This is a genomic window from Caballeronia sordidicola (genome assembly GCF_000729995.1).
GTDB lineage: Bacteria > Pseudomonadota > Gammaproteobacteria > Burkholderiales > Burkholderiaceae > Caballeronia > Caballeronia sordidicola_A.
Map to the genome: position 1 here is coordinate 1 of NZ_JNFG01000029.1, position 24,150 is coordinate 24,150.

26 protein-coding genes are annotated in these 24,150 nt (G+C 60.2%); 10 read left to right on the top strand and 16 right to left on the bottom strand.

Annotated elements, in window-relative coordinates:
* Positions 1 to 72: 72 nt before the first annotated feature.
* Together yjgA and mog are read left to right on the top strand one after the other, a co-directional pair.
* The gene (gene yjgA / locus FH08_RS0125170) at positions 73 to 723 is read left to right on the top strand and encodes a ribosome biogenesis factor YjgA (protein ID WP_051888503.1); all 651 of its coding nucleotides are present in this window, start codon (positions 73 to 75) and stop codon (positions 721 to 723) included.
* A complete protein-coding gene (gene mog, locus FH08_RS0125175; RefSeq protein ID WP_075583373.1) occupies positions 707 to 1,327 on the top strand; it encodes a molybdopterin adenylyltransferase in 621 nt (206 codons plus the stop codon). Before yjgA ends, mog begins: the two co-directional genes overlap by 17 nt.
* Here mog and orn read toward each other — a convergent pair whose 3' ends face one another.
* A complete protein-coding gene (orn, locus tag FH08_RS0125180) occupies positions 1,328 to 1,960 on the bottom strand; it encodes an oligoribonuclease (RefSeq protein ID WP_031361018.1) in 633 nt (210 codons plus the stop codon).
* Positions 1,961 to 2,109: 149 nt separating this feature from the next.
* Here orn and FH08_RS0125185 point away from each other — a divergent pair, with 149 nt between their 5' ends.
* Genes FH08_RS0125185 through FH08_RS0125195 form a run of 3 tightly spaced genes read left to right on the top strand, consistent with a single transcriptional unit; the run spans position 2,110 to position 4,670 of the window.
* Complete coding sequence (locus FH08_RS0125185) at positions 2,110 to 3,378, top strand: M48 family metallopeptidase (RefSeq protein WP_031361019.1); 1,269 nt, start codon at positions 2,110 to 2,112, stop codon at positions 3,376 to 3,378.
* Entirely contained in the window at positions 3,375 to 4,310 is a 936-nt protein-coding gene (gene rsgA / locus FH08_RS0125190) for a ribosome small subunit-dependent GTPase A (protein WP_031361020.1), read from the top strand. Before FH08_RS0125185 ends, rsgA begins: the two co-directional genes overlap by 4 nt.
* A gap of 33 nt (positions 4,311 to 4,343) precedes the next feature.
* Positions 4,344 to 4,670, top strand: a complete 327-nt coding sequence (locus FH08_RS0125195; protein ID WP_031361021.1) for a DUF2007 domain-containing protein — start codon at positions 4,344 to 4,346, stop codon at positions 4,668 to 4,670.
* Positions 4,671 to 4,688: 18 nt separating this feature from the next.
* On the opposite strand, the gene FH08_RS0125200 is transcribed toward FH08_RS0125195, so the two are convergent.
* From FH08_RS0125200 to rpsP, 6 genes are all read right to left on the bottom strand, one after another.
* Positions 4,689 to 5,627, bottom strand: coding sequence for a CobD/CbiB family protein (locus FH08_RS0125200; protein ID WP_031361022.1), 939 nt, complete (start codon positions 5,625 to 5,627; stop codon positions 4,689 to 4,691).
* A gap of 114 nt (positions 5,628 to 5,741) precedes the next feature.
* Complete coding sequence (locus tag FH08_RS0125205; RefSeq protein ID WP_031361023.1) at positions 5,742 to 6,428, bottom strand: CoA pyrophosphatase; 687 nt, start codon at positions 6,426 to 6,428, stop codon at positions 5,742 to 5,744.
* A 202-nt stretch (positions 6,429 to 6,630) separates the two neighbouring features.
* Complete coding sequence (rplS, locus tag FH08_RS0125210) at positions 6,631 to 7,020, bottom strand: 50S ribosomal protein L19 (RefSeq protein WP_031361024.1); 390 nt, start codon at positions 7,018 to 7,020, stop codon at positions 6,631 to 6,633.
* 142 nt (positions 7,021 to 7,162) lie between these two features.
* On the bottom strand, positions 7,163 to 7,933 hold the full coding sequence (gene trmD / locus FH08_RS0125215; RefSeq protein WP_031361025.1) for a tRNA (guanosine(37)-N1)-methyltransferase TrmD: 771 nt from the start codon (positions 7,931 to 7,933) through the stop codon (positions 7,163 to 7,165).
* A 39-nt stretch (positions 7,934 to 7,972) separates the two neighbouring features.
* A complete protein-coding gene (gene rimM / locus FH08_RS0125220; RefSeq protein WP_031361026.1) occupies positions 7,973 to 8,680 on the bottom strand; it encodes a ribosome maturation factor RimM in 708 nt (235 codons plus the stop codon).
* A gap of 79 nt (positions 8,681 to 8,759) precedes the next feature.
* Complete coding sequence (rpsP, locus tag FH08_RS0125225; protein ID WP_031361027.1) at positions 8,760 to 9,014, bottom strand: 30S ribosomal protein S16; 255 nt, start codon at positions 9,012 to 9,014, stop codon at positions 8,760 to 8,762.
* A 225-nt stretch (positions 9,015 to 9,239) separates the two neighbouring features.
* On the opposite strand from rpsP, the gene FH08_RS0125230 reads away from it, so the two are divergent.
* Both FH08_RS0125230 and FH08_RS0125235 read left to right on the top strand, forming a co-directional pair.
* Positions 9,240 to 10,430, top strand: coding sequence for a PQQ-dependent sugar dehydrogenase (locus FH08_RS0125230; protein WP_081889567.1), 1,191 nt, complete (start codon positions 9,240 to 9,242; stop codon positions 10,428 to 10,430).
* A gap of 172 nt (positions 10,431 to 10,602) precedes the next feature.
* Positions 10,603 to 11,097 (top strand): NINE protein, encoded by a 495-nt coding sequence (locus FH08_RS0125235; protein WP_035567123.1) that lies wholly within the window; start codon positions 10,603 to 10,605, stop codon positions 11,095 to 11,097.
* 60 nt (positions 11,098 to 11,157) lie between these two features.
* On the opposite strand, the gene FH08_RS0125240 is transcribed toward FH08_RS0125235, so the two are convergent.
* Positions 11,158 to 12,303: a PA0069 family radical SAM protein gene (locus tag FH08_RS0125240; protein WP_031361030.1), complete on the bottom strand. Its 1,146-nt coding sequence runs from the start codon at positions 12,301 to 12,303 to the stop codon at positions 11,158 to 11,160.
* A 68-nt stretch (positions 12,304 to 12,371) separates the two neighbouring features.
* A complete protein-coding gene (locus tag FH08_RS0125245) occupies positions 12,372 to 12,860 on the bottom strand; it encodes an Lrp/AsnC ligand binding domain-containing protein (RefSeq protein ID WP_031361031.1) in 489 nt (162 codons plus the stop codon).
* Between the two features lie 149 nt (positions 12,861 to 13,009).
* On the opposite strand from FH08_RS0125245, the gene FH08_RS0125250 reads away from it, so the two are divergent.
* The gene (locus FH08_RS0125250; RefSeq protein ID WP_031361032.1) at positions 13,010 to 14,302 is read left to right on the top strand and encodes a D-amino acid dehydrogenase; all 1,293 of its coding nucleotides are present in this window, start codon (positions 13,010 to 13,012) and stop codon (positions 14,300 to 14,302) included.
* A gap of 103 nt (positions 14,303 to 14,405) precedes the next feature.
* Here the strand turns inward: FH08_RS0125250 and FH08_RS0125255 are convergent, their stop codons facing one another.
* The 3 genes from FH08_RS0125255 to FH08_RS0125265 all read right to left on the bottom strand — a co-directional run bounded on the left by FH08_RS0125255 (position 14,406) and on the right by FH08_RS0125265 (position 17,978).
* On the bottom strand, positions 14,406 to 16,196 hold the full coding sequence (locus tag FH08_RS0125255) for an acyl-CoA dehydrogenase (protein WP_031361033.1): 1,791 nt from the start codon (positions 16,194 to 16,196) through the stop codon (positions 14,406 to 14,408).
* A gap of 83 nt (positions 16,197 to 16,279) precedes the next feature.
* Entirely contained in the window at positions 16,280 to 17,215 is a 936-nt protein-coding gene (locus tag FH08_RS0125260; protein WP_031361034.1) for an electron transfer flavoprotein subunit alpha/FixB family protein, read from the bottom strand.
* A gap of 13 nt (positions 17,216 to 17,228) precedes the next feature.
* Positions 17,229 to 17,978, bottom strand: a complete 750-nt coding sequence (locus FH08_RS0125265; protein WP_031361035.1) for an electron transfer flavoprotein subunit beta/FixA family protein — start codon at positions 17,976 to 17,978, stop codon at positions 17,229 to 17,231.
* Between the two features lie 265 nt (positions 17,979 to 18,243).
* Here FH08_RS0125265 and FH08_RS0125270 point away from each other — a divergent pair, with 265 nt between their 5' ends.
* Positions 18,244 to 19,149: an alpha/beta hydrolase gene (locus tag FH08_RS0125270; protein WP_035567117.1), complete on the top strand. Its 906-nt coding sequence runs from the start codon at positions 18,244 to 18,246 to the stop codon at positions 19,147 to 19,149.
* 9 nt (positions 19,150 to 19,158) lie between these two features.
* Here FH08_RS0125270 and FH08_RS0125275 read toward each other — a convergent pair whose 3' ends face one another.
* Positions 19,159 to 20,082 carry a histone deacetylase family protein gene (locus tag FH08_RS0125275; RefSeq protein WP_031361037.1) on the bottom strand — a complete coding sequence of 308 codons (924 nt, stop codon included), beginning with the start codon at positions 20,080 to 20,082 and terminating at the stop codon, positions 19,159 to 19,161.
* A gap of 310 nt (positions 20,083 to 20,392) precedes the next feature.
* Between FH08_RS0125275 and mltB the strand changes: the two genes are divergently transcribed.
* Positions 20,393 to 21,565, top strand: a complete 1,173-nt coding sequence (gene mltB, locus FH08_RS0125280; protein ID WP_031361038.1) for a lytic murein transglycosylase B — start codon at positions 20,393 to 20,395, stop codon at positions 21,563 to 21,565.
* Between the two features lie 86 nt (positions 21,566 to 21,651).
* Here the strand turns inward: mltB and cysM are convergent, their stop codons facing one another.
* The 3 genes from cysM to rfaD form a co-directional block, all read right to left on the bottom strand.
* Entirely contained in the window at positions 21,652 to 22,554 is a 903-nt protein-coding gene (gene cysM, locus FH08_RS0125285) for a cysteine synthase CysM (RefSeq protein ID WP_031361039.1), read from the bottom strand.
* A gap of 180 nt (positions 22,555 to 22,734) precedes the next feature.
* Positions 22,735 to 23,076, bottom strand: a complete 342-nt coding sequence (locus tag FH08_RS0125290; protein WP_031361040.1) for a ComEA family DNA-binding protein — start codon at positions 23,074 to 23,076, stop codon at positions 22,735 to 22,737.
* 74 nt (positions 23,077 to 23,150) lie between these two features.
* Positions 23,151 to 24,143 (bottom strand): ADP-glyceromanno-heptose 6-epimerase, encoded by a 993-nt coding sequence (gene rfaD, locus FH08_RS0125295; protein ID WP_031361041.1) that lies wholly within the window; start codon positions 24,141 to 24,143, stop codon positions 23,151 to 23,153.
* Positions 24,144 to 24,150: the final 7 nt, after the last annotated feature.

A 24,150-nucleotide genomic window follows, 5' to 3' on the forward strand; every position in this document is an offset into this window, starting at 1 on the left:
ACTCGCCGGACCACAGACCCTGGAGATAGTCACAAGTGCGAACGGCCCCCCCTCCCAAGTTACAATACCCGGATGAACCGTAAAACCCGCACGCAACCGATAAACCCGGCCGAGGCCTCCGAACAGGACGGCAGCGAGCACGGCTACGACCGTCCCAGCAAATCCCAGCTCAAACGCGACATGCTCGCGCTCCAAGTGCTGGGCGTCACGCTGATCGAACTGCCGAAAGACGCGCTCAAACGCATGCCCATGCCGGAAAAGCTCGACGACGCCGTCCGCGACGCCCGCCGCATCACCGACCACGAAGGCAAACGCCGGCAGCTGCAGTACGTCGGGCGTGTCATGCGCTCGCTCACCGACGAGGAGACGGCAGCGATTCGCACTGCGCTGGATTCATATCGCGGCGTGAACCGAGCCGAAACAGCCAAGCTGCACTGGATCGAACGCACCCGCGAAAAACTTCTCGCCGATGACGCCGCCCTCACCGATTTCATCCGCCAGCATCCCGGCGTCGACCCGCAAGAAGGCCGCACGCTGATCCGCAACGCCCGCAAGGAACGCGAACAGGCGAAGCCGCCGCGCTACTTCCGCGAGCTGTTCCAATGGATCAAGACCGCGGCGGGCGTGGAAGACGAGGAAGACGAGAGCCTGAACGAAGGTGAAGCCGAAGACGAAGGCGTCGAATTCCCCGAACGAGAAGACGACGATGGCTACAAAGCGTAACCACCCCGACGAATTGGTGATCGGCCTGGTGTCGATCAGCGACCGGGCTTCGCAGGGCGTGTACGAGGACAAGGGCATTCCGTCGCTGCAGGAGTGGCTCACGGGTGCACTGAGCTCGCCCTGGCGCGTTGAAACCCGGCTGATCCAGGACGACGCGGCGACCATTTCGGCAACGCTGATCGAACTCGTCGATGAAACCGGCTGTGACCTGATCCTGACCACCGGCGGCACAGGCCCATCGCGTCGCGACGTGACCCCGGAAGCCACGCTTGCGGTCGCCACGAAGCCAATGCCCGGTTTCGGCGAACAAATGCGCCAGATCAGCCTGAATTTCGTCCCGACAGCCATTTTGTCCCGGCAAGTGGCCGTGATTCGCGAGACGCCGGATCACGCGGCGCTGATCGTGAATTTGCCCGGGCAGCCGAAATCGATCCGCGAAACGCTGGAAGGATTGCGCGGCGCGGACGGCAAATCCAGCGTGCCGGGTATTTTTGCCGCGGTGCCCTATTGCGTCGATCTGATCGGCGGTCCGTACATCGAAACGCGGCCGGAAGTGGTGGCCGCGTTCAGACCGAAAAACGCGATCCGGCCGCCAAAATCCTGATTATTTGCCCGCTTGGACCGGCTCGGTATCACCCGTTGCCGACGGGATCAGGAAATGCTCGCGGTAGTACTTGAGTTCGTCGATGGATTCGTGGATATCGGCGAGCGCCGTGTGCATCGCGCGCTTCTGAAAACCCTTGTAGATGGCCGGCTGCCAGCGGCGGCACAACTCCTTGAGCGTGCTGACGTCGAGGTTGCGATAGTGGAAAAACGTTTCCAGTTCGGGCATCCACCGGGCCATGAAACGCCGGTCCTGACAGATGGAATTGCCGCACATGGGCGACTTGCCAGGCGGCACATACTGGCCCAGGAATTCCCGGATTTGCCGCGTGGCGTCTGCTTCGTCAACCGTCGACGCTCGCACACGTTCAGTCAATCCCGACCGGCCGTGCGTGTTGCGGTTCCACTCGTCCATCTTGCCCAGCGCCGTTTCGTCCTGGTGAATCGCCAGAACCGGCCCTTCCACCAGTTTGTCGAGCGTCGAATTCGTCACCACCACCGCAATTTCGATAATGCGGTCAGTATCGGGTTCGAGACCCGTCATCTCCATGTCGAGCCACACGAGATTCATGTCGCTGCGAACGAGGTCGGAGGAGCTTGCGGAAGAAGCGGGATCGAGCACGGAATCGGCCATATGAGGGCAACCTGAGAAGGGTTTGACGCGGGTTTCACGCCTTGCCAGGCGCGGTTTTGGATATCCAACACAGACCGCGCGCGGCGACGGCCAAGAACCTATAATTCTCGCATAATTCAATCGCGCTTATTTCAATCGGGTTTCCGCTGATGTCCAATTTCAATCTCGCCTTCTCGATCGTGTTCGTCGTGGCACTGGTCGGCATGGTCGGCACCAAGCTGTGGCTGGCGTCGCGCCAGATCCGGCACGTCGCCGCGCATCGCAAGGATGTGCCGCCGCAATTCCTGCAGACCATTCCGCTCGCCGCCCACCAGCGCGCCGCCGATTACACCGTCGAACGCACGCGCCTGACCATGGTCGAGGTCGTGATCAGCGCCGCGCTCCTGATCGCGCTCACGCTGCTTGGCGGCATCCAGCAGATCGAACTGGCCGTCACTGACTGGCTCGGCCGGGGTTATGTCGGGCAAATGGCCCTGGTGGCTATTGTGGTGGCAATCACCGGCGTGGTGGACCTGCCGTTCGACTACATCCGGCACTTTGTGATCGAAGAGAAATTCGGCTTCAACCGGATGACGAAAAAGCTCTTTTTCCTCGATCTGGTGAAAGGTGTCGTGCTGGGCGCGGCAATTGGCTTGCCGGTCCTGTTCGTGACGCTGTGGCTGATGAACCAGGCCGGCGCTTTGTGGTGGCTGTGGGCGTGGGTGCTGCTGGTCGCGTTCCAGATGCTCGTGCTGATCCTGTACCCCACGTTTATCGCGCCGATGTTCAACAAGTTCGAGCCCCTGAAAGACGAAGCGTTGCGGGTGCGTATCGAGAACCTGATGGCCCGTACAGGCTTCGCCGCGAAGGGATTGTTTGTCATGGACGGCAGCCGCCGTTCGGCCCACGGCAACGCGTATTTCACGGGTTTTGGCGCGGCGAAGCGAATCGTTTTCTTCGATACCCTGCTCGCCCGCCTCTCCGGCAACGAGATCGAAGCGGTGCTCGCACACGAGCTCGGCCACTTCAAGCGGCGTCACGTGATCAAACGCCTGATCGTCACGTTTGTGCTGAGCCTCGTGATGCTTGCGCTGCTCGGCTGGCTCGCGCAATGCGTGTGGTTCTACGAGGGACTTGGCGTGCGGCCATCGCTGCTGGGCAACAACAACGGCCTCGCGCTCGTGCTGTTCATGCTGGCATTGCCCGTCTTCATGTTCTTCGTGACGCCGTTGGGCAGCCTGAGCTCACGCAAACATGAATTCGAAGCCGATGCATTCGCTGCGAGCCAGACCGATCCGCGCGATCTCGTCAACGCGCTGGTCAAGCTGTATGAAGACAACGCGTCCACGCTCACGCCCGATCCGCTCTACTCCGCGTTTTATGCATCGCACCCGCCTGCATCGCAGCGCATCGAGCGCTTGATGCAGTTCGCCGCATGAGGCCGGGTGACGCGAAGCAAGCGAAGAAAGCAACGAACGCGCGCATCGAAGGAAAGGTTATCGCCGCGCACGGGCGACATTATCTGGTCGCCCCCGCCGACGGCAGCGCGATGCTCCAATGCTTCCCGCGCGGCAAGCGCAGCGAGATAGCGGTCGGCGACCGGGTGAGTTACGAGCAGTCATCGGCGGATCAGGGGGTGATCGTCGAGATTGGCGAGCGCCGCAATTTGCTTTATCGATCCGACCAGTTCAAGTCGAAGCTCTTCGCCGCCAATCTCGACCAATTGATGATCGTGCTCGGCACGGAGCCGCATTTCAGCGAGGACTTGCTCGGGCGCGCGCTGATTGCGGCCGAGGCACATGGCCTCGAGCCGTTGATCGTGCTGAACAAGATCGATATGGAAGGGCCACTCGCGGTCGCCCGCAAGCGGCTGGCGTTGTATCGGGAGCTTGGGTACACGGTGGTGGAGTTATCGGCGAAAGCGGCGCCTCAGCGCGTGCATGAGGAACTCGATGCACGACTGGCCGATCGCGCCACCTTGCTGCTTGGGCAATCGGGCATGGGTAAATCGACGCTGGTGAACATCCTCGTGCCGAACGCCGAAGTCGCGACGCGGGAGATATCGAAGGCATTAAACAGCGGCCGGCATACGACCACGTTCACGCGGCTGTATCCGCTGCCAGGCGGCGGATCGCTGATCGATTCGCCGGGGTTCCAGGAGTTTGGGCTGCATCACTTGTCCGAGGGACAACTGGAGCGTTCGTTCGCAGACTTCCGGCCATTCCTCGGCAAGTGCCGCTTCTATAACTGCAGGCATCTGCATGAACCGGGCTGCGCGATTCTCGAAGCCTTGGCGGAAGGCAAGATCAGGCCCGCGCGACATCAGTTGTATGCGCAACTGGTGCATGAAGCCAGCCAGATTGTTCGATGATCGGCAACGTCATCTAAAACAGATTGCGACGGGATGAAGAAACTGACGCGGGCTCCGAATCTGATTACAGCGCATCACTGGGTGAACGTGTTGGTGACGGCGGGGATCGCATGCGAGATGCACAACCGTTATCTGAGCGGCGCGATGGGCGAGATTCCGGCAGAGCAATGCGCGCCGGAAATATGGATACTGGATGATCGCGACGAGGGTTTGGCGACAGGCATCCTGGACCGCGCCCGAAGCGGCCCGGCAACCAACGCCCGGGGATGGCGCTGCCAGCAATGCGGTGAAGCGCTGGAAGCGCAATTCACCGTGTGCTGGCAATGTGGGACAGAGAGGGACCCGCTGAACGATGAATAGGCCTGCGGGACAACCTCTTCAGGCCAGCCACACCGCGATGCTGAGCATGAGCAGCAACAGCATCCAGAGAATCACGGCACGCCAGACCAGGCCCACTGCGGACTGAAGCGTCCTGGGCGTGCAATCATCGCCAACGGGCAGCGGACTGGCGTCGCCAACGGCCAGAGCATCGATGCTCAGCGGCTCCGCCAACGGCCCCGCCAACCGAGCCCCCAGCGCCCCGCTCCCGGCTGCGAGCAGAACCCCTTCGTTGGCATCGGGCCATTGGCGTGCGTGATTGCGCCACGCATAGATCGCGTCCTCAAAATTTCCAACGATCGCGAAGCCCAACGCGGTCAACCGCGCCGGCACCCAATCGATGAAAAAGAATGCCCGCTGCGCGAAGGTGGAGAACGCCGGCGTGCGTTCATCGGTCGGCTGGACCCATGACCTCGCCAGATACTCCGCAATACGATAAAACACCGCGCCTGCCGGCCCGATCGGAATCAGGAACCAGAAGAACACGCCGAACACGTGCCGATGCGACGCCACGACCGCATGAACTAAGGTGTGCCGGACGATCTCGCTGACGGGCATATCAAGCGTATCGATGCCGGTCCATTCGTTGAGGACCTCGCGAGCGCGGGGCACGTCGTCGTTGTTCAGCGCGAGATGGATGTCGGTGAAATAGTGGCTGAACTGCCGGAAGCCCAACGTGAAATACACGATCACGACGTTCCACAGGAACGCCAGCGCGAAGTTGATGCGATAGAGCACGTAATAGACAAGCCCGACGGCCAATGTCCACGGCACCACGACCACTAGCCACGCGAGCACGCCGTGCCGCTGCTTACCGGCATCGAAGCCATGAGCCGCGGATTCCGCATGGTACTGAAGCAACGCCGAAATGGGATTCTGCGGCGAGAGCGCGCGCAACTGCTCGATGATGAGAGCCAGCAATACAGAGAAAAAAGTCATGCGATGCGCCGAGACCTTCGAGTTTTACGAATTTCTTGTAAAGATAGCACAGCACTGTGCACGCCAGAGGGACACATCGGCCGTAGGGCTAGCCGTGCTTCCATACGTTGACCGTCAAGCCGCGAGGAAACGATAGAAATTGCGTAACATACCCGCCGTTGCGCCCCAAATGAAATACGGAGCCACATTCTCGGCAGGCGAAAAAGGCATCGCAAAAAAACGACGCTCGCCGCCTTCCCAACGAAACACGCGGACTTGATGGTTGGCCGGGTTCATGAGAAATGCGAGTGGGACTTCGAATATATCGGCGACTTCGAGGGTATCGGCGCGCAGTTCGAACGGGGGATGGACCAGCGCCACGACCGGCGTCACGCGAAAGCCCGTGCCCGTCAGATACTCGGGCAACTCACCCAGCACTTCCACATGCTTCGCCGCGAGGTCCACTTCCTCCTGCGCTTCGCGAAGCGCAGTCGCAGCGGCGTCGAGGTCCTCCGGTTCGCGACGTCCGCCCGGGAAACTGATCTGCCCCGCGTGATCCGAAAGATGCTCCGCCCGCTGAGTGAGCAGCACGGTCAGCCCGGTCTCCCGCAAAACCAGCGCAATCAGCACCGATGCCACCCGTGGATCGCCACCCAGCGCCTTGATTCTGTCGTCGCGCGCGTCTGGCGTCCAGTCGAGCGTCTGCTTGAACCGTGCACGGAGTCCGTCTGGCGTCAGGAGTTCGTCGCGCAAAGGCGGCAGATCTTCGCCGATCGATTCGATCGGCAAGATCTCAGGCTCGAGGATTCGGGGAGTCGACAGCTTGGACGGAGACACGAGGGGCGTTTAGTTCTCGGGTGGATCCAGGTTTAGGTCTGGTTCTGATTCTGATTTTGAAAAATCGTTGCGGTCGGGACGCAAATAAGACCCGAGTGAAGCATAAGACACGGCAACACTCGATTTGACCACACGAAAGAAAAAAGCACCCGCGAAGGTGCTTTTTCCAGTGCAGCTTCGGTGCAGTTTATTGCGCCTTGGCAGCAGCACGGTCTTTCGACACGAGCTTTTCCTTGATCCGAGCCGACTTGCCCGAACGCTCGCGCAGGTAGTACAGCTTCGCGCGACGCACGTCACCACGACGCTTCACGACAATGCTCGCCAGCAGCGGCGAGTAGGTCTGGAACGTACGCTCGACGCCTTCGCCCGACGAAATTTTGCGGACGATGAAATTCGAGTTCAAACCACGGTTGCGCTTCGAGATCACCACGCCTTCGTAAGCCTGGACACGCTTGCGCGTACCTTCGACTACGTTGACGCTAACGATCACCGTATCGCCGGGGGCGAATGCGGGAATCGATTTCTCGCCGAGTGCGCGCGCGATTTCTTCTTTCTCAAGCTGTTCAATCAGATTCATTACTGACTCCTGGAGCCATCTTGCCGGAGTTGTTTGCCATTATGAGTGGCCCCGGTAGAGGATGGGTTCACATCTGGCGCCCGCTTGAATTCACAAGCCTGGCACCACCCTTTCGTCTCGCCTTGTATTTGCCTTCCAAAGCCTACTGCGCTTTCGATCGTTCCTTGGCGAGACTTGTAAGCCATGTCTCATCGACACGGCTCAACATTTTAGCCTTGCGCGCCTTTTCTATCAGATCAGGTCGCTTTTCCTGCGTATTCTTTAGCGCTTCACGCCGGCGCCACGCCTCGATTTCCTTGTGATGGCCGCCAAGCAGCACATCGGGAACCCGCACACCGCCGTATTCTTCCGGGCGCGTGTAGTGCGGGCAATCGAGCAGCACATCGACGAAACTGTCTTGCACAGCCGACTGCGAGTCGTTCAGCACGCCGGGCAACTGGCGCACCACGGCGTCCATGAGCGCCATGGCCGGCAATTCGCCGCCCGACAACACGAAGTCACCGAGACTCACTTCTTCGTCAACCACACGATCGATCAAGCGCTGGTCGATCGCTTCGTAACGGCCGCACAGCACAACGAGACCCGGCTCCTGAGCGAATTGCATGACCCGCTCATGATTCAGCGTTTTCCCTTGCGGCGACATCATCACCACACGCGATCCGCTGATGCCCTGCTCCGCCTGCGCCGCTTTCGCAGCCGCAATTGCATCTTCCAGCGGCCTTGCCAGCATGACCATGCCGGGGCCGCCGCCGTACGGGCGATCATCGATGGTTCGATAATTGTCCGTGGTGAAATCGCGAGGATTCCACGTGCGAAGACCAAACCGCTCCTGCTTGACTGCCCGACTGGTAATACCCCAATCGGTCAGCGCGCGAAACATCTCGGGAAAGAGCGTCACGACGTCAAACTGCATCGCTCTCTCCTTGCAGTAATCGATGAACCGATCTTTCGATCAATAGTCAACGCCCCAGTCAACGACAATCCTGCGCGCCGCCTGATCCACCGATTTGACGAATACGCCAACGAACGGAATCAGCCGTTCGCCAGTTGCGGGCGAACCGTCCTTGCCTGTAGTCGGAAATTCCACGCGCATGATGGAATGCGCGCCGTTGTCGATCATGCCCGCGACCTGGCCTAAAGCCACGTCCGCGTCATTCACGACGTCCAGGCCGATCAGATCGACCCAGTAGAATTCGTCACTGCCTGTCAGTTTCGGGAAGTCGCTGCGCAACACATGGATACTGTGACCGCGCAACGCATAGGCCGTGTCGCGATCATCGCAGCCGGCAAAGTGCGCCACGACCGTGTCGCTATGCACTTTGGACTGCAAGCACCGAACTGCCTTGCGCTCGTTTCCCTTGACCAGCCACCAGCGTTTTGCCGCGAGCATTGCGTCACCGCCATGACCCGCATGCGCGTGCGGCGCAATCTTGACCCAGCCCTTCAGTCCGTAAGCGTCGACGATCGCACCCACTTCAATGGCGTCATCGGGCAGACTTTCTATGGGCTCGATCGAGCCTGCGCTATCTGAAGCGTCGACAGCCACGCGACGCGCTGCCGGCTTACTGACAAACGCGCCAAACGTGGCTTCGTTCGGCTCAGGTTTTTCGCCACGTGCGGCTTTCAAACCTGAGTCTGAAGCTGAATCACGCGTCGACATGAGCCAATCTCCCGCGAACCTGAGCAGCTGGAATCGATCGGATCACCAGTACCCGAGCGATCGACTGCAGCAAGCGCACTTAAGCAGCCGGCTGAGCTTGTTGCGATTGCTTGACCAGACGGGCAACCGTAGGCGACAACTGCGCGCCATTGTCTTGCCAGTACGTCAGGCGGTCCTGGGCGATACGCAGCGATTCGCCTTTGGTCGCGACCGGGTTGTAAAAACCCACGCGTTCGATGAAGCGGCCATCACGGCGGCTACGCGAATCGGTTGCAACGATGTTGTAAAACGGGCGCTTCTTGGAGCCGCCACGAGCCAAGCGGATGATAACCATGCTGAAATCCTTGAAAACCGGGGTTCGGAACTACCAAAACACGCGATTATAGCGGCAAAACGGAGCCTTAACAAACACTTGCGTCGATTAATCAAGATGGCACGTGGCCTGCGGCGTGACATTCAGCCGACTATCGCCCGCCCTGACGCGGCGCAAAGCGGGTTTTTCAAGACTTCGCGAGGCAACGTAAAGTGTCATTTTGGGGAGACAAATTTGGACTCGCTCATGACTTTGACCTGTAAGGCTTTCTCTTGCGACGATTCGCGGCGGGCGAGCGCTTTCGCTCAAGGTTTCTCGCGTTCGGCGCACTCGTTCCTTTTGGTGGCAAATTTTCTCATTTTGCTGACCGGTTCGTTCGCTGCAGGTGGCGCCCACGCGGCGCTGCCGATCGACCAGATCAAGTTGCCGCCCGGCTTCAGCATTGCTGTTCTCGCCGACAACGTCCCGAGCGCCCGCGCCATGGTTTTGTCGCCTAAAGGCGTACTTTACGCCGGAAGCATCGACGGGCACGTCTACGCGCTCGAGTTGAAGGACGGACGCGTGACGGCGCGACACGTGATCTCGTCAGATCTGGACGAGCCCGCGGGCGTGGCGTTCCACAACGGAGCGCTGTATGTTTCCGCGATCTCCCGCATCCTGCGCTTCGACGACATCGACGATCACCTCGACGCACCGCCCAAGCCTGTGGTGGTTACCGACAAACTACCCTCCGACCGGCACCACGGCTGGAAATTCATCGCGTTCGGCCCGGACGGTAAGCTGTATGTGCCGACCGGCGCGCCGTGCAATGTCTGCAATCCGGATCGCAAACGGTACGCACTGATCGCCCGGATGAACCCGGACGGCACCGACTACGAAGTGTTTGCGAACGGCGTTCGCAACACGGTGGGTTTCGACTGGAATCCGCAGACGAAAGAACTCTGGTTCACCGACAACGGCCGCGACATGCTTGGCGACGATATCCCCGACGACAAGCTCAACCGCGCGCCGAAGGCCGGCATGGACTTCGGTTTCCCCTACTGTCACGGCGGTGACGTTACGGACCCTGAATTTGGCGCCGGCCATCCGTGCTCCGGGTTCACGCCGCCCGTGGTCAAGCTGGGCGCACACGTGGCGTCGCTCGGCATGCGTTTCTATACAGGCACGATGTTCCCCGCCGACTATAAGAACAACGTTTTCATCGCGGAACACGGGTCGTGGAACCGCAGCACGAAGGTGGGGTATCGCGTAGTAAGGATCGTGCTGGGTGCGAATGGCGAGAAACCGCGCATGGAGCCGTTCGCCCAAGGCTGGCTCCTTCCGAAAGAGCAGGTCTGGGGCCGTCCTGCCGATGTCCTGCCCATGCCCGACGGCTCACTTCTCGTCAGCGACGACTACGCGGGCGCGATCTACCGTATTACGTACGCCCAGCCTTGACCTTGCCGTGATCTCGCAGCGGCATTGTCGCTGTCCGGTCGCTGCGCGCTGAGCCGTTTAGCCGCGTGAACGCCCGCCCCCACGCGGGCGTAGAATGCCGCGTCGGCGCGAAAGTGTTGTCGTTTGTGCCAATCCGCTTCCATTGCTCACTGCATTTTCCTTTTCGTTCCCGATGAACAACTCGCCGTCCACTGCCACGCACCCATCGAAACCGACATCAAATGGGCGTTTTCGTTCGAAAACGCTGACCGCCGCGCTCGCCTTCTTCTTCGGAAGCATTGGCGCGCATCGCTTTTATTTGTACGGGTTGCGCGACAAGTTCGGCTGGGCGCACATTGTTGGCATCGTGCTGGGCGTGGCCGGTTACCTGCTGCTCGCGGCAACGGATCGGGCTTCGATTCCCGGCTGGATCTTGGTCGTGCCCGGCGCCATTTCACTGCTGGCGGCGTTCCTGTCGGCGATGGTCTACGGCTTGCGTCCCGACGAAAAATGGGACGCTCAGTTCAATCCACAAACAGGCCAACATAGTGAATCCGGCTGGGCGGTCATCTTCGTCGTGATCTTTTCTTTGTTCTTCGGCGCGCTCCTGCTGATGGCAGGTCTTGCCGTCACCTTCCAGACCTACTTCGAAGGGCAGGTTCAAGCAGCTAAAGAGTTGTCGCAATAAGTGCCGCAATGAGGTTCAGGGGGTCGTAGCGACACTGCCCGGCAGTCGCTACGCCACGCTTCAAAACAATTTCATCTGCGCACTGTCCACGACTGCACGTGGATTTCGACCTACCGGCTTTTCGACACGTCGAAATTCCGACATATCCAGAATTCCGTGCCGCCGCTGATTCAGGCCAAGTCGCTTCGTGGCGTTATGAAAGCGCTGCTTGAGCATGTCAGCCCATAAACCTTCGCCTTTCATCCGCTTCGAGAAATCCGAGTCGTAGTCCTTGCCTCCGCGCATGTCGCGTACACGCCCCATCACGCGCTCCGCCCGATCCGGGAAATGCGCCGCAAGCCAGTCCTTGAACAGCGGCGCCACCTCCCACGGCAAGCGCAAAACGATGAAGCTCGCACTTGTCGCACCCGCTTCTGCGCAGGCTGCCAAAACTCGTTCCATGTCTGGCTCCGTGACGAACGGAATCATGGGCGCGACACTGACGCCTACGGGAATGCCCGCCTCGGTCAACGTCCGGATAGTACGCAGCCTTCTTGAAGGCGTGGCGGCGCGCGGTTCGAGCGTGCGGGCAATATCCGCATCAAGCGTGGTTATGGTGACGGCAGCCATGAACTGGCCCTTCTGCGCCATGGGTGCGAGCAAGTCGATATCCCGTTCGATCAGCGACGACTTCGTGATTGCCGCGAACGGATGTCCTCGTTCGCTCAGTATCTCGGTCACCCGCCGCGTGATCCGCAAATTCCGTTCGACGGGCTGATACGCGTCTGTATTCACGCCCAGCGCGATTGGCTCCGGCCGATAGGACGGTTTGTCCAATTCCCGCTCGAGCAATTCCCCAGCATTGATCTTGGCGTAGATCCGGCTTTCGAAATCCAGCCCTGGCGACAAGCCCAAATAACTATGCGTAGGCCGCGCGAAGCAATATATACAACCATGCTCGCAGCCGCGGTACGGGTTCAGCGACACCCTGAACGGAATGTCCGGTGACGAATTGCGCGTCAGAATGCTCTTCGCGCGTTCTTCGAATACTTGCGTGCGCAGGACCGGTGCGTCATCGGTTTCCCCCTCCTCGCTGACATGCGTCCAGCCGTCATCTACCCGTTCACGTTCGTCCTTCTCGTAGCGCCCCTGAAGGTTCGTGACCGCCCCTCGGCCCTTGCGCGGCGCGGGAGGAGCAACAGGATATTCGTGGTCGTGAGAAGCCATGGCCGGGGATTGGAAGAGACAAAGTACTGTATAAATATACAGTAAATTTCCCCGATCGCAAGCTCATTTCAGGCGTCGACGGCGATGGTCAGCGTTTCCTTGATTTCCTCCATGACCACATAACTCTTCGACTGCACGGCGCCCGGCAGTTGCAGCAGGATGTCGCCGAGCAGCTTGCGGTAGTCGGCCATTTCACCAATACGGGCCTTGATCAGGTAGTCGAAATCGCCGGAAACGAGATGGCATTCCAGCACTTCGGGAATGCGCTGCACTTCGCGCCGGAACTGCTCGAACATGTTGCCGCTTTTGTGGTCGAGGGTGATCTCGACGAACACCAGCAGCGACGCGCCCAACTGATGCGGATTCACCCGCGCGTAATACCCCGCGATCACCTGATCGCGCTCCATGCGTTTGACGCGTTCGATGCACGGCGTCACCGAGAGCCCGATCTGCTCAGCCAGGTCTTTCATCGCCATGCGCCCGTCCTGTTGAAGGATCTTCAGAATCCGGCGATCGATCTTATCGAGTTCTCGTACTGAATTTCGTTGTGTTCTCATTGCTTTCCGCTGAAAACTGAATAAATACAATAACAAAAACTGCCTCTGTATCAATACTATAGTCGATACCACTATGTAACCCGCTACTCACATTGCTTCACTCAAAACGAAGCGAATGACCGGCGGACACACTTTGCACGGAGCAAGGCATGCGAGTCGTAATTCTGGGAAGCGGTGTTGTTGGCGTCACGAGCGCTTACTATCTGGCGCGCGCGGGGCACGAAGTGACCGTGATCGATCGTGAGGCGGGACCGGCACTCGAGACGAGTTTCGCGAACGCGGGGCAGATCTCGCCCGGTTACGCATCGCCGTGGGCCGCGCCCGGCGTGCCGCTGAAAGCAATGAAATGGATGTTCGAGAAACACGCGCCTCTCGCTATCCGTCTGGACGGAACGTCGTTTCAATTGAAGTGGATGTGGCAGATGCTGCAGAACTGCACGCAGGCGCGCTATTCGGTCAACAAGGGTCGCATGGTGCGCCTGGCCGAATACAGCCGCGATTGCCTGCAGGCGTTGCGCGCGGACACCGGCATCCACTACGAAGGCCGCACCGGCGGCACACTGCAAGTTTTCCGGACCCAGCAGCAACTCGATGGCGCCGCGAAGGACATCGCCGTGTTACGCGACGCGAACGTGCCGTTCGAATTGCTGACGCCGGCTGAGCTGCACAACGCGGAACCGGCGCTTGCCGCCGTGTCGCACAAGCTGACGGGCGGCTTGCGCCTGCCGAACGACGAGACCGGCGATTGCCAGAAATTCACCACCCGCCTCGCCGCCATGGCCGAACAGCTAGGCGTGAAGTTCCGCTACAACACACCAATCGACGCGCTTGCGGTCAGCGGCGGCCGCATCGCGGGCGTGCAGTGCGGTGGAGAGACCATTCGCGCTGATTCTTATGTTGTCGCGCTGGGCTCCTACTCCACGAAACTGCTGGGCAGTCTTGTTGATATCCCCGTGTATCCGCTGAAGGGTTATTCGATCACGGCACCCATCGCGAACGAAAGCGCCGCGCCGGTTTCCACCGTGCTCGACGAAACGTACAAGATCGCGATCACCCGTTTCGATGACCGGATTCGCGTCGGCGGAATGGCTGAGATTGTCGGCTTCGACAAAACGCTAAAGCAGGCGCGTCGTGAAACGCTGGAAATGTGCGTGAACGACCTGTTCCCCGGTGGCGGGGACACCGCGAAGGCGTCGTTCTGGACCGGCTTGCGCCCGATGACCCCGGACGGCACGCCTATCGTTGGCCGTACGCCGCTGCCGAACCTGTTCCTCAATACGGGCCACGGCACGCTCGGCTGGACCATGTCGTGCGGCTCGGGCCAGTTGCTGGCCGACTTGATATCGGGTAAGCAGCCGGCAATCCAATCCGACGATTTGTCGGTACATCGGTATTTCGGTGAAACGCGTACGAACACGCGGCCGTCGTATGCGGGTGCTTGAGATGGATTTTCGCGCGTAGCGGCGAGCGCATGCTTCAAAAAAATGCCGTCCCTGACTTTCGTCAGGGACGGCATTTTTCATAGCCCGGCTCAACCTCAGCCAATCAAAACTGATCCTCGCCCAGCGCGAGATACCCTTCCTTCCCGTTCCCACTGACCACCGACGCTTCAATGCCCGGTGCTTGCGACAAAATATGCTCCGCGAAAAACTGGGCCGTCGCGATTTTGGCGCCATAAAACGCTTCGTCCTCGCCACGCTTGTCCGTTGCCACCAACAGCGCGCGCGCCATTTGCCATCCGCCGAACACAATGCCGGCCAGCTTCAGATACGGCACGCTGCCGGCAAAGACCGCGTTCGGATCGCTTTTCACCTTGGCGACCATGAACTCGACCACCCTTGCCAGCGACAGGCTACCCGCGCTCAAATATCGATGCATCGACGTGAACGCCTGCCCTTCGCGATCAGCCAATAGCGCAATCGTCTGATCCATCTGCGCGAAAATCGCCTGCGCCGTCGCGCCGCCGTCACGCACCGTCTTGCGGCCGATCAGGTCGTTAGCCTGGATCGCGGTCGTGCCTTCATAGATGGTAAGAATGCGCGCATCGCGGTAATACTGCGCCGCGCCCGTTTCCTCGATGAATCCCATGCCGCCGTGAACCTGCACGCCGAGGCTCGCGACATCGATGGAAAGCTCCGTGCTCCAGCCCTTCACGATCGGCACAAGAAACTCGTAGATCGCCTGATGGCTCGCTCGCGCAGCTTCATCGGGATGATGATGTGCAAGGTCGCAATGCGCCGCCGCGACGTAAGCCAGCGCACGTGACGCTTCGGTCAGCGCGCGCATGGTGGAGAGCATGCGGCGCACGTCGGGGTGGTGAATGATCGACACCGGCTGTTTGGCGGAGCCATCGACCGGCCGGCTTTGCACACGATCTTTCGCAAACGCGACTGCCTTCTGATACGCCCGCTCCGCCACGCCCACGCCTTGCAAACCAACCGCAAAACGCGCCGCGTTCATCATGATGAACATGTACTCCAGTCCGCGGTTTTCTTCACCGATCAACTCGCCGACAGCGCCGCCGTGATCGCCGAATTGCAGCACGGCAGTCGGGCTCGCCTTGATCCCGAGCTTGTGTTCGATCGACACGCAATGTACGTCGTTGCGAGCGCCGAGCGAGCCGTTTTTATCGGTGAGAAATTTCGGCACCACGAAAAGCGAGATGCCCTTCACGCCGTCGGGCGCGTTGGGCGTGCGCGCCAGCACGAGATGGACGATGTTCTTCGCCATATCGTGCTCGCCGTAAGTGATGAAGATCTTCGTGCCGAAGATCTTGAACGTGCCATCGCCCTGCGGCTCGGCGCGGGTGCGGACCAGCGCGAGATCCGAACCGGCTTGCGGCTCGGTGAGGTTCATCGTGCCGGTCCATTCACCCGAAATCAGCTTCGGCACGTAAAGCTGCTTCTGTTCCTCGGTCCCCGCAGTAAGCAATGCTTCGATAGCGCCGTCAGTGAGCAGCGGACACAACGCGAACGACAGGTTCGCCGCATTCAACATTTCGATGCAGGGGGTCGCGATCAGCTTGGGCAAGCCCTGGCCTTCGTACTCGACCGGATGCAGCACCCCTTGCCAGCCGCCCTCGCCGAACTGGCGGAATGCTTCCTTGAAACCGGGCGTGGTCGTGACTTCGCCGCTCTTCCAAAAGCTCGGGTTCTTGTCGCCTTCGAAGTTCAACGGCGCGACGACTTCGTTGTTAAAGCGCGCGGCTTCTTCGAGTACAGCCTGCGCGGTGTCGAGACCCGCGTCCTCGAAACCCGGCAACGCAGCGATGGCTTCTATGTCGGCTAGTTCCTTCATCACGAACAGCATGTCCTTGACGGGCGCTCTATAGCTCATGGTTTGTCTCCCCCAACAGATGTGAAAAGGGGCGCACGTATGTCGCCCCTTTGCTTTTTTCCGGCCGATGGCGCTAAGAACGATCAGCCTAGTTCTTTCACGAGCTCCGGTACGACCGTGAACAAGTCGCCCACGAGGCCATAGTCGGCCACGCTGAAAATCGGCGCTTCGGCATCCTTGTTGATCGCGACGATCACCTTGCTGTCTTTCATCCCGGCCAAGTGCTGGATCGCGCCCGAGATGCCAACGGCAACATACAAGTTAGGCGCCACGATCTTGCCAGTTTGACCGACCTGATAGTCGTTCGGAACGAACCCTGCATCGACCGCTGCACGCGATGCGCCCAGCGCTGCACCGAGTTTGTCCGCCAGCGGCTCGAGCACTTTCGTGTAGTTCTCGCCGCTGCCCAAACCCCGTCCACCCGACACGATGATCTTCGCCGACGTCAGTTCCGGCCGGTCCAGCTTCGTCAACTCGCGGCTCACGAACTTGGAGATACCCGCGTCGGCCGATGCTTCGATTTTCTCTACCGATGCATTGCCACCTTCTGCGGCCACCGGATCGAAACCCGTGGTGCGAACCGTGATGACCTTGATCGCATCGCTTGATTGAACAGTGGCGATTGCGTTGCCCGCGTAGATCGGACGCTCGAAGGTATCAGGCGAATCCACTGCCGTGATGTCACTGATCTGCGCCACATCCAGATGCGCCGCAATACGCGGCGCGATGTTCTTACCGTACGGTGTCGCCGGAGCCAGGATATGCGAGTAGTTCTTCGCGATCTGAACCACCGTTCCGTCGATATTCTCGGCCAGGCCATCGGCGAGTTGCGGGGCATCGGCGAGCAATACCTTCGCTACGCCCACAATCTTCGCTGCTGCATCGGCCGCTGCTTGCGCGTTCGAACCCGCGATCAGCACGTGGATATCGCCACCGATCTTCTGGGCAGCGGCGACGGTGTTCAACGTCGCCGTTTTGACAGATGCGTTGTCGTGTTCTGCAATTACAAGAATGGTCACTTTGGAAACTCCCTCACAGAACCTTGGCTTCGGTCTTCAACTTCTCGACCAGCGTCTTCACGTCCGGCACCTTCACGCCTGCGGAGCGCTGCGGCGGTTCAGCAACTTTGAGCGTCTTCAGGCGCGGCGTAACGTCGACACCCAGGTCTGCGGGCTTGAGCGTTTCCATCGGCTTTTTCTTGGCCTTCATGATGTTGGGCAGCGTCACGTAACGCGGCTCGTTCAGGCGCAAGTCCGTGGTAACCACAGCGGGCAGCGTCAGCGACAGCGTTTCCGAACCGCCATCGACTTCCCGCGCCACCGTGGCTCTACCGTCGGCTACCGTCACCTTCGAGGCGAACGTTGCTTGCGGCAAACCAGCCAATGCGGCGAGCATCTGACCCGTCTGATTCGAGTCATCGTCGATTGCTTGCTTGCCGAGGATAATGAGCTGCGGCTGTTCTTTATCGATCAGCGCCTTCAAGATCTTCGCGACCGCCAACGGCTGCAATTCCTCAGTCGATTCGACCAGGATCGCGCGATCCGCACCGATCGCCAACGCCGTGCGCAGCGTTTCCTGACATTGCGTCACGCCGCACGACACCGCGATCACCTCCGTCGCCACGCCCGCTTCGCGCAGGCGCACGGCTTCTTCCACGGCGATTTCATCGAACGGATTCATCGACATCTTCACGTTCGCGATGTCCACTCCACTGCCATCCGTCTTTACCCGGACTTTCACGTTGTAGTCGACCACGCGTTTGACTGGCACCAAGATTTTCATGCACACGCTCCTAAGTTACGAATACATCATCCCAAGCCCATTATAACGAGTGACTTCCACCGCCGAATGCTTACGGCAGACTCGCGAGGTGTCCCTCAGGCTTCGCACAATCAGTAGACGCCTAATTTTTACAGCACGATCGTTCTATTTTATACATGGAATGGCATGGATGCAATCGGCGATGCGCTCTAAACGGCACATTCACGAACTTTCCGTCATGGCATCGGGACTATCATCTGCGGAATTTCGATCTTGCCGACAGGCCATGCAAAAAAACCCGCACAGCACGTATTCGACCAGCAGCATTGCCACCGCCGATGCGATCGGCCTTCATCTTCACCGATGGCAAGCCGCCGACACGTTCCCCAAACCGCTGGCGCGAATCGCGCTGGTGCACGGGCTGGCCGAACATGCGCGCCGCTACGACGCCTTCGCGCTGCGCCTGAATGCGGCTGGCATCGAATTGATGGCTGTGGATCTGCGTGGCCACGGCAAGTCGCCGGGCGAGCGCGTGTGGATCAACTCTTTCGACGACTACCTGCTCGACACCGACGCCCTGCTTGATGCTGCGGACACTACGACGCCGCTCGAGATCCCGCTGTTCCTGATGGGACATAGCATGGGCGGCGCCATCGCAGCGCTTTACGCAGCCGAGCGCCTGCCGCGGAGCGGCCGGAAGCTAGCCGGACTGATTCTGTCGAGCGCTGCGCTTAAAACCCCGGCCGACGCGCCGCGCTGGAAGCTCAAGCTGGGCGGCCTGATCAGCCGCCTGATGCCACGCTTTCCCGCCCTGACTATCGATCCGGCCACGTTGTCCCGTGCACACGGCGTGGTCGAGGCGAACCGGCGCGATCCGCTGGTGCATCATCGGGCGATACCGGCCAGGACGGCATCGCAGATCGTGGCCGCCATGCGCCGCATCGAGGCAAAACGCACATCGATCAACCTGCCGTTGTTCGTGTTTCACGGCACGAAGGACGCGCTTACCAATCCCGACGGCAGCCGCGAATTCGAAGCCAACACCGGCTCGACCGATACCACCCTGCTGATCCTGGAAGGCAGCTATCACGAGACGCTCAACGATCTCGACCGCGATCGCGTGATCAAGGCGTTGATCGACTGGTCGCTCGTGCGTGCCGAACTTGAGCGTGGGAATTCAAGCTTGTCCTGAGGCAACGACTTAGATATCGGCGAGCGCACGCACATGCGCGACCACGCTGCGCCCAAGCGCCGACAGGTTATAGCCGCCCTCGAGAGTGCTTACTATCCGGCCCTGCGCATGCCGCTTGGCCACCGCGCGGATCTGCTCGGTCAGCCACGCGTAATCTTCCTCGACAAGACCCATGTTGCCGAGATCGTCCTCGCGATGCGCGTCGAAACCTGCGGAGACGAAGATCATCTGCGGCTTGAATTCATCGAGTCTCGGCAGCCACATCATGTCGACGGCCTCGCGCACAGCCATGCCTTTCGTACGCGCGGGCATCGGCAGATTGACCATGTTCGATGCGTGATTGTCCGCGCCGCTGTATGGATAGAACGGGTGCTGGAAAAAGCTGCACATCAGCACGCGCGGATCGCCCGAGAACGCGGCCTCCGTGCCGTTGCCGTGATGCACGTCGAAATCGATGATAGCCACGCGCTCGAGCCCGTGCACTTCAAGCGCGTGACGCGCTGCGATTGCGATGTTGTTGAAGAAGCAGAAGCCCATCGCGCGCGCCGGTTCCGCGTGATGTCCGGGCGGCCGCACGCTGCAAAACGCGTTGTCGTAGGTGCCGGCGATAACAGCGTCGGTCGCGGCGACCGCCGCGCCCGCTGCACGCAACGCCGCGTGATAGGAACCCGGCGACATCATCGTATCCGGGTCGATTTCCGTGCGGCCGACTGACGGTGCGCTCTCCTTGACGAAATCGATATGCGCCTGCGTATGAACCCGCGCCAGGTCTTCTTCGCTCGCGAGCGGCGCTTCTTCACGCCCGATCAGGGTGTCGATACGGCTAGCGATCAACTGATCCTCGATCGCCTGAAGGCGCGCGGGGCACTCAGGATGCCACGGCCCCATATCGTGAAGAAGGCAATCTGAGTGGGTATAAAAGCCGGTAGCCATGATGGGTTGCGCAGCCGGGCGAGCCGTGCCGCGTGTCTCTTATGGTTCAGATGTTCTTGTCGGTCGCGGTACTCGCCCCTTCCTGCCGCGCGCCAGTTAGCGGCCGAACGCCGCACCGCGCGGGTTCTTGTTAAGTTACCACATTGGAAATGGCGCGGCCGGCCGGCAACTGCTTTTGCAGCGTCCAAGCCCGCTCGCAGCGGCTTTCAGGATAGCCTCGAAAACGCGTCGGTTATACTGATCCGACTCCCGTATGCCCTGCGCGTTTTTCCTGCGCGCCTCGCGTTACATCGCCACATTTACGCACACTATGAACTTCAAGTTTGCTTCGACCGTCTTGCCTCTTTCGGCGCGAACCGCGCGCCGTGCCTCAGTCGCCGCCCTTGTTTGCGCGCTTGGCACACTCAGTATCGGCCAGGCAGTTGCGCAATCCCAGCCGCAATCCGCACCCGCGCAAGGGCAGATGTTCGAAGAGGAGATCATTCCGCAGCGTTACGCGAACAATCCGAATGTGGACGCGTTCATCAACGACCTCGTTGCGCGTTATGACTTCGATTCCGCTGCCTTGCACGACCTGTTCAATCGCGTGAGTTATTCGGCGACAGCCGTGAAGCTGGTCCTGCCCTCGCCTACGCCCGCCACGAAGAACTGGCGCGCCTATCAGGCGCGTTTCGTGGAGCCGGTGCGTATTGCCGCCGGCGTGAAATTCTGGCGCGCGAACCAGGCCGCTTTGCAACGGGCGTCGGATCAGTACGGCGTGCCGCCTGAGGCGATTGTCGGGATCATTGGTGTGGAAACCATCTATGGCAAGTACATGGGCAACTTCCGCGCGCTCGATGCACTGACCACGCTGACCTTCGATTACCCCGATACGCCGAACCGCGCCGAACGCCAGGCGACGTTCCGCAAGAATCTCGAGGATTTGCTGGTCTGGACACACGACCAGCAGATCGATCCAACCACCGTGCTCGGTTCGTACACGGGCGCCATCGGCATTCCGCAATTCCTGCCGAGCAGCATCGTGCAGTACGCGGTAGATTTCGACGGCAACGGGCACATCGATTTGCGGACCAGTCCCGCCGATGCCATCGGCAGTGTCGCGAACTATCTGAAGCAGCACGGCTGGGAATCGGGACGGCCTGTGGTCTGGAAGATTGCCGGCGACACCGGCAGCCAGGGCATTGCGCAAGCCGCAGCGGACGGTCAGCCCGAGCCACACTGGTCGCTCGCGCAGCTCACGAAAGCCGGCATGCTGATGAGCGAGCCGGGGCTCAACACCGAAGCGCAAGCGGGTACGCCGGTGACGGTCGTCGACTTGCCAACGCCGGGCCGCGCGACCGAATACACGCTCGGCTTGAAGAACTTCTACGTGCTTACGCGCTACAACCGGAGTTTTTTCTATGCGCTCGCCGTGTATCAGCTTGGCGAAGCGGTGAAAGCGCAGATGGCCGCGGGAAATGCCGGCGTTTCAGCATCGCAATGACGTAGCCGTCGGGCGCTTTTGACCGGCGCACTATGCAAAAAGCCCGGTAGATACCGGGCTTTTTTTGTTCTGACTGAAGTTACGTCTCAGGCCGGGAACACACCCGTCGACAAATAACGATCCCCGCGATCGCAGACGACGAACACGATGGTCGCGTTCTCGACCTGGCGCGCCACGCGCAACGCCACTTCGCATGCGCCCGCCGCGGAAATCCCGCAAAAAATGCCTTCCACCGATGCCAACCTCCGCGCCATTGCTTCGGATGCGGCCTGGCTGACACTTTCCGTGCGGTCCACGCGGCTGCGATCGAAGATTTTCGGCAGATAGGCTTCGGGCCACTTGCGGATGCCGGGGATGCGCGAGCCCTCTTCCGGCTGCGCCCCGACGATCTCGATGTTCTCGTTCTTTTCTTTCAGGTATCGCGACACGCCCATGATGGTGCCGGTCGTGCCCATGGCGGAAACGAAATGCGTGATGCGGCCTTCGGTGTCGCGCCAGAGTTCCGGACCGGTAGTCTCGTAGTGCGCGAGCGGGTTATCCGGGTTCGCAAACTGGTCGAGGATGATGCCCTTGCCATCGCGCTGCATTTGCTCAGCGAGATCGCGAGCGTACTCCATGCCGCCGGTGACGGGTGTGAGCACGATTTGCGCGCCGTAGGCCGCCATGCTTTGCCGACGTTCGATCGACAGGTCTTCCGGCATGAGAAGCACCATCTTGTAGCCACGAATGGCGGCAGCCATGGCTAGCGCAATACCAGTATTACCGCTCGTTGATTCAATCAGCGTGTCGCCGGGCTTGATGCGGCCGCGCTCTTCCGCCTTCTTGATCATCGAAAGTGCCGGACGGTCCTTCACGGAACCCGCCGGGTTGTTGCCCTCGAGCTTGCCGAGGATCACGTTGTTGCGGCTGCGGATTTCATCGTCCGGGATGCGGACTAGTTGCACCAGCGGCGTATTGCCGATAGTGTCTTCGATAGTCTTGTAAGCCATAGCGGTCGTGGGGTTGCTGCGGTCGATAAGCTATTGATTGTAGCCCAGCGGGTTTCCGGGTGCCGGGCGGCCCTATTGGACGGAGGGGATGAAGCGCCGGCGATTTGGAAGGCTGCAGGCTGGTCAGCGAAGGAAAGCGCATCAAGTCGGCCAGCGCGCCGACCGATGCGCCATACCACCTTACTTCTTGACGACGACTGCGCCGGCAGCCGGCTTGGCGCCGGGTTTAGGCGCGCCGCCTGCAACCGCCGCAGGCGTTGCGCCCGGTCCAATGGACAGCCCTTCAGCCTGCAAGCGCTCGACTGTCTTGCCGCCCATGCCTTTGACGCGTTTGCTCAACTCGGCCGCGTCTTTAAACGGACCATGTGCTTCGCGTTCATCGAGAATGGCTTTCGCCTTGGCCGGTCCAATGCCCTTGATGCCGCGTAACGCATCGGAATTGGCGCTGTTGATATCCACGGCAGCAAACGCCGAACCAATCGATACAGCGAGCGTGAACGCCGCGAGAAGTTTCTTGATCATGTGAGTCTCCCTTGAAAACCGGTCCGCGAAAATTGCTGACCGGGAGACCCAGTGTATGAAGATAACGAACCCTTTTATAGCTGACCGAATAGCCAACGCACGTAGCGATCGACCCCTTCCTGAACCGTCAGGAACGGTGCGTCATACCCGGCCTCGCGCAACTTCGACTGATTCGCCTGCGTGAAGCACTGGTACTTGCCGCGCAACGCGTCGGGGAACGGAATGTATTCGATCAACCCGCGCTGCACCAGCTCCGCCAGCGACAACGGCGCTTCGCCATCAATTGCCCGCAGCGAGTTCACCACCGTGGACGCAATGTCGTTGAATGGCTGCGCACGCCCCGTACCCAGGTTGAAAATACCCGATGTCTCCGGATGATCGAAGAAGTGCAGATTGACCTTCGTCACGTCTTCCACCGACACGAAGTCTCGCGTCTGCTCGCCCGCACCATACCCGTTGTATTCACCGAACAGCTTGACCTTGCCCTCGGCGCGGAACTGGTTGAAGTTGTGGAACGCAACGGACGCCATGCGTCCCTTGTGATTCTCGCGCTGCCCGTACACGTTGAAATAGCGGAAACCGGCAATCTGGGTGCGCGCTTTCGGCAGGATCTGGCGCACGATCTGATCGAAGAGAAATTTCGAATAGCCGTACACGTTCAACGGCTTCTCAACGTCGCGACGCTCAACGAACTCACTCGATCCGCCATACACCGCCGCCGACGATGCATACAGGAACTGCACACCCTGCGCGAGGCACGTGTCCAGCACGTCGCGGCTATAGCGGAAGTTGTTTTCCATCATGTAGCGGCCGTCGGTTTCCATGGTGTCTGAGCACGCGCCTTCATGGAAAATGGCCCTGACCTTGCCGAAATCGCCGCGTTTAAAGCGCGCGACGAACTCGGTCTTGTCGAGGAAATCGTCGACTTCGCAATCGACCAGGTTCTTGAATTTGTCGGCGCGCGTGAGGTTGTCGACGGCGATCACACGTTGCTCGCCACGCTCGTTGAGCGCCTTGACGATGTTGCTGCCGATAAACCCGGCCGCGCCGGTAACGATGATTGTCATGATGGTT